Source organism: Enterococcus sp. DIV1083b, assembly GCF_051713705.1.
Lineage (GTDB): Bacteria > Bacillota > Bacilli > Lactobacillales > Enterococcaceae > Enterococcus_D > Enterococcus_D casseliflavus.
The window spans coordinates 3,124,788-3,138,189 of the sequence record NZ_JBIOQJ010000001.1 but is presented as its reverse complement, the minus strand read 5'-3'; the positions used below and the strand labels follow the sequence as shown (position 1 = coordinate 3,138,189).

10 protein-coding genes are annotated in these 13,402 nt (G+C 44.9%); 2 read left to right on the top strand and 8 right to left on the bottom strand.

From position 1 onward, the window contains the following. Positions 1-39: 39 nt before the first annotated feature. Together IGI69_RS14730 and IGI69_RS14725 are read right to left on the bottom strand one after the other, a co-directional pair. The gene (locus IGI69_RS14730) at positions 40-1,059 is read right to left on the bottom strand and encodes a LacI family DNA-binding transcriptional regulator (RefSeq protein ID WP_005227844.1); all 1,020 of its coding nucleotides are present in this window, start codon (positions 1,057-1,059) and stop codon (positions 40-42) included. Between the two features lie 107 nt (positions 1,060-1,166). After that, positions 1,167-3,431 carry a glycoside hydrolase family 65 protein gene (locus tag IGI69_RS14725; RefSeq protein ID WP_194193488.1) on the bottom strand — a complete coding sequence of 755 codons (2,265 nt, stop codon included), beginning with the start codon at positions 3,429-3,431 and terminating at the stop codon, positions 1,167-1,169. Positions 3,432-3,681: 250 nt separating this feature from the next. Here IGI69_RS14725 and IGI69_RS14720 point away from each other — a divergent pair, with 250 nt between their 5' ends. Next, the gene (locus IGI69_RS14720; protein WP_010749062.1) at positions 3,682-5,856 is read left to right on the top strand and encodes a PTS transporter subunit IIBC; all 2,175 of its coding nucleotides are present in this window, start codon (positions 3,682-3,684) and stop codon (positions 5,854-5,856) included. A 93-nt stretch (positions 5,857-5,949) separates the two neighbouring features. After that, positions 5,950-6,780 carry an endonuclease/exonuclease/phosphatase family protein gene (locus IGI69_RS14715; protein ID WP_201690354.1) on the top strand — a complete coding sequence of 277 codons (831 nt, stop codon included), beginning with the start codon at positions 5,950-5,952 and terminating at the stop codon, positions 6,778-6,780. Positions 6,781-6,836: 56 nt separating this feature from the next. Here IGI69_RS14715 and IGI69_RS14710 read toward each other — a convergent pair whose 3' ends face one another. From IGI69_RS14710 to IGI69_RS14685, 6 genes are all read right to left on the bottom strand, one after another. Continuing rightward, complete coding sequence (locus IGI69_RS14710) at positions 6,837-7,277, bottom strand: hypothetical protein (protein ID WP_005227852.1); 441 nt, start codon at positions 7,275-7,277, stop codon at positions 6,837-6,839. Beyond that, a complete protein-coding gene (locus IGI69_RS14705; protein ID WP_270266773.1) occupies positions 7,270-8,043 on the bottom strand; it encodes a MurR/RpiR family transcriptional regulator in 774 nt (257 codons plus the stop codon). The genes IGI69_RS14710 and IGI69_RS14705 overlap by 8 nt, the downstream gene beginning before the upstream one ends. A 63-nt stretch (positions 8,044-8,106) precedes the next feature. Continuing rightward, entirely contained in the window at positions 8,107-9,438 is a 1,332-nt protein-coding gene (locus IGI69_RS14700; RefSeq protein WP_270266775.1) for a 6-phospho-alpha-glucosidase, read from the bottom strand. Between the two features lie 13 nt (positions 9,439-9,451). Continuing rightward, on the bottom strand, positions 9,452-11,044 hold the full coding sequence (locus IGI69_RS14695; protein WP_115232852.1) for an alpha-glucoside-specific PTS transporter subunit IIBC: 1,593 nt from the start codon (positions 11,042-11,044) through the stop codon (positions 9,452-9,454). A gap of 187 nt (positions 11,045-11,231) precedes the next feature. Then, entirely contained in the window at positions 11,232-11,903 is a 672-nt protein-coding gene (locus IGI69_RS14690; protein WP_005233555.1) for a type 1 glutamine amidotransferase, read from the bottom strand. Further along, entirely contained in the window at positions 11,896-13,245 is a 1,350-nt protein-coding gene (locus tag IGI69_RS14685) for a Mur ligase family protein (protein ID WP_005227862.1), read from the bottom strand. The genes IGI69_RS14690 and IGI69_RS14685 overlap by 8 nt, the downstream gene beginning before the upstream one ends. Positions 13,246-13,402 lie beyond the last annotated feature (157 nt).

The following is a 13,402-nucleotide window of genomic DNA, read 5'->3' as shown; positions in this document are numbered from 1 at the left end:
GCTTTTGCATGTAAGGGGAAGTGGATCAGACCCAGCGGATCAGTTCAACTGGTTGCGGTTTAAGACCGTTTCTCGTTTGATCAGCTTATGTGGTACGACCAGCTGTACGCCGTTTGAATCTTCATGATTCAATTGCGCCATCAGCCGTTCGGTAGCGATTTTTCCTAAGGACAGCACGTTGATATCGATACTAGTCAAATACGGATGGGTCAAAGTAGCAAAGATCGAATTGTTGAAACTGATGATGGATAAATCGTCGGGGACTTTGTAGCCATACATCGTTGCTAATTGAATGATCCGCACAGCGAACAGATCATCGATCACGACGATGGCCGTTGCTTGGGATTCTTTGATCGTTTCTTCAAACGTGACGTAATCTTCCGCTTTTTCAAAGGTCAATGCTGGATAAAAGGGGAGATTTGCCAGCATCATGGCTTTTTGGTAGCCGAAGAAACGCTCGAAATACAGGTTTTCATGGGTCGTATTGGTAGCAAATAATATCTTCGTATGCCCTTGGGCGATCAGATGCTCGGTTGCTTGCTTGCCTAACAACTGGTTGTCATTATCGACAAAAACGATTTTGTCTTCATTGCTGTATGGTTGACCAATCAAAGTAAAAGGGACTTCTTTTTCGACCAGATAGTCGATGATGGGGTCTTTTTCATCGGAATAGACCAAGATAAAGCCATCTACTTGTTTTTGCAGGTGCATCCGTTCCACGTTTTTTAGTAATGTAGCAAAGTCACGGGCGGAGGCAACGGCAACCGTCATTTGATGATGGCGGGCCTCTTCATTGATGGCTTCGATCGTTTCTAAATAAAAGGGGTTTCCTAGTCGTTCTTTCGAATCAAGAGGCGGCAAGATCACGCCGATGGCACTGGATATCTGTTTGCCGAGATTTCGAGCCGCAAGATTGGGGACATAGCCCATTTCTGCCATTACTTTGCGCACTTTCTTCTTGGTATCTTCAGAAATGCTGGGATGATCGTTTACGACACGAGAAACCGTGGATGTAGCGACGCCAGCCTTTTTGGCGACATCTTTGACCGTAATGCTCACTGATTTCCCTCCTTTTTTAGCTTATAGTATCACAAAGTGTTGGCACAAGGGTAGAGCCAATCAAAAGAAAGAAGAAATGCAGACATTTCTTCTTTCAGAAGGCTTGTTTAGTTGATCGCTGTACTGATTTCGTCTTCTAAAACATAGTCTTTGCCATACAACTTGATTGGCAATGCCTCACCGCTGATTTTCTTCAATGTCACCGTCGAGTCATTGACGGAAACAAAGAGCAGACGTCCACGATAGTTGATGTGGAAGGCATAGCGGCTCCAAGTTTTAGGTAAGAATGGCGCAAACCCTAAGTGGTCGTGATCGGTTTTCATTTGAGCAAAACCTTGAACGATCGCTAACCAGCTGCCGGTCATAGAAGTGATGTGCAAGCCATCATCGGTATCATTGTTGTAATTGTCCAAATCAAGACGAGCAGTCCGCTCATACATTTCCAACGCTTTTTCTTCCATGCCTAATTCCGCTGCTAAAATCGCATGGATACTTGGAGAAAGGGAAGATTCATGCACTGTCATCGGCTCATAGAAATCAAAGTTCCGTTGTTTTTCTTCTTTGCTGAATTGATCGCCTAAGAAGTAGATACCTTGCAAAACATCGGCTTGCTTGATAAAGCAAGAGCGCAAGATATGATCCCACGACCAATTTTGGTTCAACGGCAAATGTTTTGGATCAAGATCGGAAACGGGCATCAAGTCTTTGTCTAAGAAGGTATCATGCTGGACGAACACACCAAGATCTTGGTCTTCTGGGAAGTACATATTGTCGATGATGTCTTGCCATTTGGCTTGTTCTTCGTCAGAGATCGTGACAGTCGCTTCGTCTTTGAAGGCTTCATAGCTGGCTAAGGTATAAGCTAAGACCCAAGTAGCCATTTTATTGGTGTACCAGTTGTTATTGATATTGTTTTCGTATTCGTTTGGTCCTGTAACGCCATGGATCATGTATTTTTGCTGGCGTTTCGAATAGTGGACACGATCTGCCCAGAAACGTGAGATCGCACTTAACACTTCTAATCCTTCTTTTTTCAGGTAACTTGTATCGCCAGTATAATTCGTATAGTTGTAGATGGCATAAGCGATGGCACCATTTCGGTGGATTTCTTCGAAAGTGATCTCCCACTCATTGTGGCATTCGATCCCAGTGAAGGTCACCATTGGGTAAAGGGCACCTGCTAAGCCTTGTTTTTGCGCATTGATATGGGCTTGCGGCAATTGGTTGTGACGGTATTTCAACAAGTTACGGGTCACTTCTGGTTTTGCTAATGCCAAATACAATGGAACTGCATAGGCTTCGGTATCCCAGTAAGTCGCACCGCCATATTTTTCACCAGTAAAGCCTTTCGGTCCAATGTTCAGGCGCTCGTCTTCGCCATAATAGGTTGAAAACAATTGGAACAGGTTGAAACGAATTCCTTGTTGCGCCGCAGCATCGCCTTCAATGATCACATCAGCTAAATCCCAGCGGGCTTTCCAAGCAGCAACTTGTTCTGCACGCAACGCATCATAATCTGCTTTGTATAAAGTGCCTAATTCGGTGACTTTTGCTGGATGATCATGAGCGGGAACATCACGACTCGTAACGATCAAGACTTCTTTGATCAATGAGAAGGTGTCACCGGCTGTTCCAGAAAAGGCAAAGGTATCAGCAACGCAAAGCTCGCTTTTCACGGAATCGATCGGTGTTTGGCTATGACGCATAGCAGAAGTGACAGTAAAGCGTTCAATGTCAAAATTATTTTCTACAGTCCGAGTGGTCAAGTAATGGAAGGTTTCGGTTTGGCCATGAGCCAATTCTTCCCAGAAACGTTCGTCGTAGTTGCTGTCTTCGTTATGGACATTGTTATCTAGTTTAGAAACGACTTTGATCTCAGCGTCGCCTTCAATGATCTCAGCGTCCATCTTAATGAGGGCAAGTTCACGTTTTACGATGCTCAAGAAGCGTTCAAAAGAGAATTTTACGGTGGCGCCTGCCAAAGTGACAGTAAAGTTGCGGCGTAAAATCCCGGTTTCCATGTCTAGTTCTAAACGGAAGTCACTTGGGCTGATTTTTGCTAAGTCGACTAATTGGTCATTGACAAATAGGTCCATTGCAATAAAGTTGACCGCGTTGATCACTTTGCCAAAATAGTCAGGGTAGCCGTTTTTCCACCAGCCGACACGGGTTTTGTCTGGGTACCAGACACCAGCGATATAAGTACCTAAGTGATGATCGCCGCTGTATTGTTCTTCAAAGTTGCCGCGCATTCCCATGTAGCCATTCCCGATACTTGTTAGCGACTCTTGCAGTCGACGATTTTCTTTATCTAAGGTAGATGTCGCGATTTTCCATGGATCGATCTCGAACAATCGTTGGATTTTTTTCATGAAAGTCCCTCCAGAATCTTTTTGATATCTCTATCATAAGCGCAAACGATTGCATCGTCAAGTGAAAGTTGTTGCGTTTAAAGAATTTCCTATTAGGAAACATCGAGAAAGAGAGATTCAGTTATATAAAGGTGAAAAGCGAATAGAATCCCTTTTGATATTTCTGGGTTTACAAAATCTTTTTTCTCCGTTAGAATGAAATCATTAAGAAACCGATTGCGTAAATCGATTCAGGGAAGGAAGAAGGAAGATGAAAAAATTATTGAGCTTCGAATTTTGGCAAAAATTCGGAAAAGCGCTAATGGTGGTTGTCGCTGTTATGCCAGCTGCTGGTTTGATGATCAGTATTGGGAAAACGATCCCAATGATCAATGCCGACTGGGCATTTTTGATCACTACAGGAGGCGTCATTGAAAACATTGGTTGGGCAATTATTGGTAACTTGCATTTATTATTTGCATTAGCTATTGGTGGTAGTTGGGCAAAAGAGCGAGCTGGTGGGGCATTTGCTGCTGGGATCGCCTTTATTTTGATCAACCGAATCACTGGTTCGATCTTTGGCGTGACGAGCGCGATGTTAACCGAAGAAGGCGCCTTTACCCATACGTTATTTGGGACGAAGATCATGATCGACGGCTTCTTTACTAGTGTATTAGAAGCACCTGCTTTGAACATGGGTGTCTTTGTTGGGATCATCGCCGGTTTTGTGGGAGCAACAGCTTACAACAAATACTATAATTTCCGCAAATTACCGGATGCGCTTTCCTTCTTTAACGGCAAACGCTTCGTACCTTTCGTAGTGATCGCCCGTTCAGTAGTCGTCGCATTAGTGTTATCGATCGTTTGGCCCTACATTCAGGCAGGCATCAACAACTTCGGTTTATGGATCGCGCAATCACAAGAAAGTGCGCCCGTTTTAGCACCGTTCTTGTTTGGAACCTTGGAGCGGCTGCTCTTACCATTCGGGCTGCATCACATGTTGACGATCCCGATCAATTACACCGAATTAGGTGGAACTTACACGATTCTTTCTGGCGCACAAGCCGGCACCCAAGTCTTTGGACAAGACCCATTATGGCTTGCTTGGGCAACGGATCTAGTGAACATGCGCAATGCTGGCGATACGTCACAATATCAATTTTTATTGGAAAACTTTGTTCCTGCCCGCTTTAAAGTTGGACAAATGATTGGTTCATCTGGGATCTTGATGGGCTTGTCTTATGCCATGTATCGCAATGTCGATGCGGACAAACGGCACAAATATACCTCTATGTATTTATCAGCTGCTATCGCTGTCTTCTTGACAGGGGTAACGGAACCGTTGGAGTTCATGTTTATGTTTGCTGCCGTACCGCTTTACATCGTTTATGCAGTCGTACAAGGGGCGGCGTTTGCGATGGCGGATATCGTCAACTTACGGGTCCACTCTTTTGGGAATATCGAGTTGTTGACCCGTACCCCAATGGCGATCAATGCCGGCTTAGGACAAGATTTGATCAACTTTGTGTTAGTGACCATCGTCTTTGGTGTTGGGATGTATTTCTTGGCCAACTTCTTGATCAAAAAATTCAACTTTGCAACACCAGGTAGAAACGGCAACTACGAAACAGAAGGAGCCAGCGATGCGCCAGCAACAGCTTCGGCGGATGGAAATTTGAACCCAGATTCGCAAGTCGTGAAAATCATTCATTTATTAGGCGGACGTGAAAATATCGCCGACGTTGATGCATGTATGACCCGTTTACGGGTCTCTGTGAAAAATCGAGAAGCGGTCGGCGATGAAAAAGCATGGAAAGCCGCAGGGGCTTTAGGCTTGATCGTAAAAGACAACGGTGTGCAAGCAGTGTATGGACCGAAAGCAGATGTCTTAAAATCAGACATTCAAGATATCTTAGATTCTGGTGTCACGATTCCCGAACCGACGGCTAGTCAAGCACCAGTAGAAACCACTACCCACCAAAGCCAAGGCGTGACAGCTGAACTAGCTGCCGTTGCCACTGGAGAAGTGATGCCGATCACCTCTGTCAAAGACCAAGTGTTTGCGGAAAAAATGATGGGTGACGGTTATGGCGTGCGTCCAGAGCAGACGACAGTTGTCGCACCAATCAGCGGGAAAGTCACCAACATCTTCCCAACGAAACATGCTATTGGCTTGCTTTCTGATGAAGGCATCGAAGTATTGGTTCACATGGGCTTAGATACCGTTGACTTAAACGGTGCCCCCTTTACGGTAGCTGTCACTGAAGGACAACAAGTGGCGGCGGGTGACAAGTTAGCGGAGATGGATCTCGCTGCAGTAAGTGCTGCTGGCAAAGACACCACCATCGTTGTAGTGTTGACCAACAGCAATCAAATCGATTCCTTTGAATTGACCCAAATCGGCAAGCAACAAGCAGCCGCAGTTGTTGGAATCGTAAAACTATAATAAAATGACAAGCGGGTCGACTCTTTTGTTGACCCGCTCTCTTTTATTTTTAAAAGGAATCGTACAAGCAAACCGAGAGAAGGAGCCTTATTCATGAAGGTATTAACATTGAACACCCATAGCTGGTTAGAAGAAAATCAGCTAGAAAAATGCAAAATGATCGCACAAGAGATTGCAACAGGCGACTATGACATCATCGCCTTGCAAGAAGTCAACCAAACGATCGCTGCTCAAGCCATCGTTCCTGATGGGCTATATTGCCCCACAGATACGCTGGTGGAAATCAAGGAGGACAATTTTGCTTTACGCCTAGTGGAAGAACTGCAACTGTTAGACTGTGATTACTACTGGTCATGGACCTACAGTCACGTAGGCTATGACATTTACCACGAAGGCAATGCCTTATTGTCCAAACAGCCCATCATTGCCAAAGAATATCTTGCTTCACAAGCCACGGATGTCTGGGATCATACCACGCGCAAAAACCTGAGCGGCGTGACTGAAGCCGATGGACAGATCGTACAAGTCGTTAGCTGTCACTTTTCTTGGTGGCAAGACGGTAAATTTGCCTACGAGTGGCAACAGACAGAAGCATTTTTAGCAGAACGGGCAGATACCTTATTGATTCTAGGAGATTTCAACAACGATGCGGCCAGTTCTGGTCATCAACTCGTCCTTGACAGCTCCTTACAGCTGCAAGACAGCTTTTTAACGGCTGCCGAAACGATCGGTGAAGCCTCTGTCGTTAAAGCCATTGATGGTTGGCAAGACAATCGAGAAGCATTGCGGATCGATTATGTTTTTGCATCCAATGACCTGCAAGCAACGGAATATGAAGTCGTTTTTGACGGAACGCGTACTCCGATCGTCAGCGATCACTTTGGAATCAAAGTGGTTTTTGCTTCAAAAACAGAGCCAAACTAGCAGAAGCGACAGCAAAAAAGCAGTGCCAACCGGCACTGCTTTTCTTTTTGGGGAAGTTAAATCGCTGATCGAACAAGGAGGAAAAAGAATAAACTCAATAAAAGAATGAATGCTAATGCCCCATAGGTAAAACTCTTTTCGCCCCAGGTTGCGTTTTCCTCCTGACTTGAAAGACTTCTTCTTGTAAAAAAGACGAGTCCTGCGCCGATGACATTCGCTGTCAGCAACTGCTGGAAGAAGATCAGGAATAAATACTGACCCAAAAGGCCTTTTTTACTCATGGAAAACCGTTGAATAAAGTACAGGCAAGCCCCTTGCAGCAAAAGGAGACTACTTAACAAGACCCCTAAAGCGGCTAACGGTTGCGAGCTGAGGTACTGGGCAAAGGTCATCCCATGGTTGAAGGCAGTCAAGGAAAGATAAAGATAGTAAGCACCGGCGATCAAAAGCCAATAACTCAGTAAAATCAATGGAAACGCCCATTTTCGTTTAGTCATGGTTGCCCTCCTGTAAAGTGAATAGTCCGTAGGAACGGATCAAATAATCAATCAAGCAGCTTAGTCCGATCAAAGACTGGCTAGGGATTTTCTTGCGACCGATTTGAAAAAAATCGCAATAATAGGTCAGGTGAAACGTTGAATGGCGAGCAAAATAATTATCTCCTGGCGCACTCAATGTCAAAACGGGAATCTGACGAATCGCAAAAGTCGTCAGATTCTCTTTGACGTTTTCTGTTTCGCCGCTCAGTGAGGCGATGATCACACAATCTTCGGCAGTGATCATCGGCATGACCATATCAAATTCCGTTTTGTTCGGCAATACGATCACTCGTTTTTCCATAGAAAGCATCATTTTGGAAAACTCCTCCAGTGCTTTCTTTTGGGAAAAACCAGTTGGGTAGCAGTAGATGGTTTTGCTGCGGTCAAACAAGCAGTTGAGGGCAGCTAAGTCTACCGTTTTTAAATAGTTGAGGGTGGCGAAAATATCCTCTTGTTGCTTTTCAAAAATCGTTTTTTGTTGCGAAATCGTTGTTGCCTGTTCTTGCTGATGCCGTAGAAAATATTTGAACTCGGAATAGCCAGAAAAACCAAGTTTTTTCGTCAACCGTAAAATAGAAGACTTGGAGACGTGAACCTGCTCGGATAGCTCGACGATCCCCATAGATAGAACGGTGTCGCCGTTGGAAAGAATGTAGTTTAGAATGCCACGATCAAGTTCACTTAACTCTGATTGGTGCTGTTGAATCAAATACTGTAATTTCACAAAAACCCCTCCTTATTGATTAAGTATAGCTGAAAAGCCAGGAGGGGAGGCGAAGAACGCTGGCTAGTGTAATTCTGGCCAAAAGGCTTGATTTGCTTCAATCAATTCATCGAGTAATTCTTTGGCTACACGGGCATTTGGAACCACTTTTGAAAGAATCAGTGCTTGCCATAATTTCTGGTAAGAACCCTCTGCCCAAGCTTCCACGACTAATTTTTCTACGGCGACTTGTTGTTCCATCAATCCTTTTTGGAAGCGAGGGATCTTGCCTTGTGTGATTGGTTCTGCCCCGTTACTGCCGACGATACAAGGCACTTCCACCATTGCCTGTTCATCAAAGTTGACGATCGCTCCTTCGTTAGGCACGATCAACAGCATCCGTTCTTGCGTGTTATAAGCAATCGCTCGTGCAAGGTCCACGATGTAGCTGGCGTGTTCATCCACTTCAAGCGTGGTGTCAGTCGCTGTTTGGTTTTCTACGATGCGTTGGCATTCACCAAAGACGTGTTTTTCGCGGCCAGCCATGACTTCATTTGCCCGTGTAAAAGATGGGTTGGTGTGCGCCACTTCATCTTGAGGGAAAAAGTAATATTTCAAGTAGGTATTTGGCAAAGTGGGTGGATCAACTTCGTAGACTTCTTTTGCTTTGGCAAAGGTGTGCATCCAGCTGGCATCAGCATGTTGGCTCGCTTCGATTTCTTCTGGCAATGAATAGCCGTATTTTGCCACATGCGCCTGGATCTGCGGCAGCAAATCATTGCCAGCTTTGTCTCGTATATCTGTCCACCAGCCAAAGTGATTCAATCCATAATAGCGAACCACCAACTCTTTGCGAGAAGCTAAACCGATCGCTTGCGCCATCCGTTCTTCGATTCCCACTGGCATATCACAAATATTAATGATCTTGGCATCAGGGCGCAATTTACGAGTCGCTTCTGCGACGATCGCTGCAGGATTGGAATAATTCAACATCCATGCATCAGGGGAATATTTTTCCATGTAATCGACTAACTCCAATACACCGCCGATAGAACGCATCCCATAAGCGATCCCGCCAGGACCACAAGTTTCTTGGCCGACCACACCATATTTCAAAGGGATTTTTTCATCCTTTTCGCGCATCGCATACAAGCCAACTCGGATATGCGCCATCACAAAATCGACATCCTGAAATGCGGTTTCGGGATCAGTGGTTGCTAAAAAGCTGATTTCTGGTGCGCGTTCTTTCAATAAAATCTCGCAAGCTTGTGCAACTTTTTCTTGTCGTTCTTCCAAATTGTCGTAAAACTTGATTTGGCGAATCGGGAAACGATCCAAGTGTTCCAAAAGCATCAAGACGATTCCTGGGGTAAAGGTACTGCCGCCTCCGGCGATCACGATTGAAAATTTTTTCATTTTTGTTTCCTCCTTAGTCTGATACAGCTAATAATTTTTCGAATTGTTCTCTCACTTGTGGCACATCCAGACCAACGATCACTTGGAAGGCGTTGCCGTTGCGAACAACACCATGGGCACCAGCGCCTTTAAAGATGTCATCTGGCAGCACTTGGTCTTGATCTTTGACGGTGATTCTTAGGCGAGTGGCACAATTAGTGACTTTATCAATGTTGTCGCGACCGCCAAACCCTTCTAAGTAGACTGCGGCTTGTTCGGTGTAGCGATTGGCACCAGCCATCACTGGCGTTCCAGTGTTGGCTTGTTTTTCTTTATAATCTTTTTTGGTGTACAGTTTGACTTCGCTATTGTTTTCTTCCCGTCCTGGTGTGGCTAACTTAAATTTGAGGATCAAGAAGCGGAAAACAAGGAAATAAAGGGCAGTAAAGGCTAACCCGATCACCAGCTGCGTGAAGATCATACTGCGATGATTTTGAAATAGCGGAATCCAGACCTTCGCCAACAGATCGATCAAGCCGCCTCCCATATCTCCAACGACCCCGAAGGCAAACATCGTTGCCGCCATGGTCGCTGCTAAAACAGCGTGCACCGCAAAGAGGGGTGGTGAGATAAAGAGGAAGGTGAATTCCAATGGCTCAGTGATACCAGCTAAAACGGCAGTTAAAGTGGCAGGGATCAAAATCGCTAAGACCTTCTTTTTGTTCTCAGGCTTGGCTGTGAAATAAAAAGCAGCAGCGATCCCTGGTGCAGCAAAGATCTTAGAATTGCCATGTAAAGCAAAGCCCCCTTCAGGGAAAAGCTCTTTCAATGGTCTGGTGGATTGGGCAAATTCTTGTAAATGTGCCATCCAGTATTTGGAGATTCCTTCTTCGACGACAGCGGGACCAAAAACAAAGGGGGTATACACGAAATGATGGAGACCTGTGGGAATCAATATTCGCTCTAAGAAAGTATAGAGCCAGACCCCAAAGACCCCAGCACTTGCTAGAAACCCTTGCATGGACCCAATGCCAGCTTGGACTTTCGGCCAAATCAATGCGATCAAGAAAGCAACTGGCAGCATTAAAAAGAAACCGAGGATCACGACAAAGGAAGAGCCTTGGAAGATTCCGAGAAAATCAGGCAGCTTCGTATCGAAAAACTTGTTGTGAAGATAGACGACGATCGCCGAAATAAAAATTGCTCCGATAATACCAGTATCTAATGTTTTGATGCCAGCGATCATTTTCAAACCACTCTCACCGCCGGGATCAGCTGCAAAGTTGACACCGAAGAAGTTACCAAAGTATTCGATCATGCCAGAAATAAAATAATTACAAGTAATATAGACGACAAAGGCTTCCATTGCCGCTCGCGCATTGGCTTTTTTTGCGAGACCGATCGGTAATCCAATGACAAATAATAATTCCATTTGGTTGAAGACCGTCCACGCACCGTTTTCAATGATCGTCCAAATGTTGTACCAAGTAGAGCCTTCAGTGGCGATGCTCCCCACAAGCATCGGATTTTTAAAGATAATACACAGCGCGACCATGATCCCTGAAAAGGAAAACAAGAGGACCGGGGTAAACATCGCACCGCCAAACCGCTGAACTTTTTCCATCATAATTTCTTAACATCTCCTTTCAATTTTTACTACAACCTCAGTATAGAAAAGAAAGATAGCGGTTACAATAAAGCGAGGAAGCATAGGAACGTAGAAGCAAACAAAGAGAAAAAGTGGCAACTGCGGGGAAATTTCCCATAAAAAAACAAACCTGCGAAACACAGGTTTGTTTGCTACGTACGTGTATTTAAATTTCGACGTTGCCATAACGATTGGCAAGGGCGGTGCGGATCAAGCGCTCTGCCAAATGCTCATTTCTTGCAAGGAGCGGTCCGTGGAAGTAAGAGCCGAACACATTGCGGTAAACCACGCCTTCGGTTTGGTCTTCGCCATTGTTTCCTTGTCCTTGGATGACTTTCCCCAATGGTTTTTCCCCTTTACCTAAGAAAGTACGGCCATTATGGTTTTCAAAGCCATAATAGGTCTCATCGAATTCTTCATTGTGGATCACGATGTCACCGATGAACCGATTGTTTTCCTGGCTTAAGGTGTAATGATCCAAGGCACCGATCCCCTTGATTTTCTCGCCGTTGGCACCGATGTAGTAATGACCCAGCAATTGATAGCCGCCGCAGATCGCCAGCATGACGCCATCATTTTCGATATAGCTGGTCAGGGCTTCTTTTTTTGATTGGATATCTTGTGAAACGATCACTTGTTCAAAATCTTGCCCGCCACCGAAGAAGACGAGATCATATTTTTCAGGATCGAAGGGCTCGTGAATGCTGACGACTTCTGCGTTGAAGGTCACGCCTAGTTTTTCGGCCACGTAGCGCAGCATCAAGAGATTGCCGTTGTCGCCATAAGTATTCAAAAGATTTCCATACAAGTGGGCAACATTCAGTTGATACTTAGTCACGACTCATTCCTCCTTTGATATAGCCTTTTTCCGCAAGCTTTTTGCGTAGCTGCAAGACTGCAGTGTAAGTCGCTAAAATATAGACTTTTTCTGTTGGTAAGTCTGCGATTTGCTTGATGACGTCATCAAGTTCAGGGGTTTCAATGATTTTTTCTTCAGGGATCCCCGCAACTTTTAGCCGCAACGCCATATCTTTGTGACGATCACCACCAGCGATCACTTGAGGAATCCCCATATCGGCAAACGCTTCATGGTCGCCATCCCAAATCCAGCTGACGTCGATCCCATCTGCGTAGTTGGCATTCAACAAGCTGACTAGCGAGAAAGGATAGGGCGACAGGCCGATCATATCGATGACTTGGTTCAAACCAACAGGGTTTTTAACTAAGACTAACGTACATTCTTTGTCCCCGATGCGGATCACTTCTTGGCGACCAAAGACTTTTTCGTCATAGGCCAAACCAGATTTGATTTTTGCAGGTGCTACGCCATAATATTCCGCAACCGCAGTTGCCGCCAGCGCATTGTAGACATTGTACATCCCGCCGACTTCGATGCGATAGTCATTGCCATCGATCACAAAATCAGCAGAGGTGTTGTCCATTGCGGTCATTTCCGTCAGTTTATAATCCAATTCTGGTCGATGGAAGCCGCAATTTGGGCAGTAGTATTTTCCAAGATTGGCATAGGTGATCATTTTATAATGTAAAATGTGATGACACTCAGGACACAACACGCCATCCGTATTGTAATGGGCCATCTGCTCTTCATCTGGCAAATGATCAAATCCATAGTATTTCCGCGGATTGACAGTTGCTACCGAATTGAACAGTGGCGAATCCCCATTGCAGAGGATCGTAGCTTCTGGTGAGTTTGCGGCACCTTCAACGATCATTTTATAGGTCGTATAGATCTCGCCATAACGGTCCATTTGATCGCGAAAAATATTGGTGAAAACGAACAATTCCGGTTTGATGTACTTCGTTACTTTGCTGAGACTGGCTTCATCGATTTCTAAAACCGCAAATTTTTTGCCTTTTTTAGGGCGTGCCGATAGAAAGGTTGAAACGATTCCTTGGACCATATTGGCGCCGGTGGGGTTCGTCAATACTTCATCAAATTCTTGGCGCAAAATATTGACAGTCAAGGCAGTCGTCAATGTTTTGCCGTTGGTGCCTGTGATCACGACGACTTGGTAATCTTTCGCCAAATGATCTAATATATGTGGATCAACTTTTAATGCTAATTTACCAGGCAGGCTTGAGCCGCCTTTGAAAAAGTTCTTTAATACCCATTGAGAGGTCTTACCGACTGAAACAGCCAGATGACTTCGTATTCCCATAATGTAACCCTCCATTAGAGCGAATGCTTTCATTGTGCAAATTCAATTTATCATACCATATACCAAGAAAAAGGTTAAATTGCTTTTGCGATTCTTTAAATTTCTGCAAAGACCATTCTGATAAATGGCTCTTTTACTTGCGATGATCAAAGGCTTG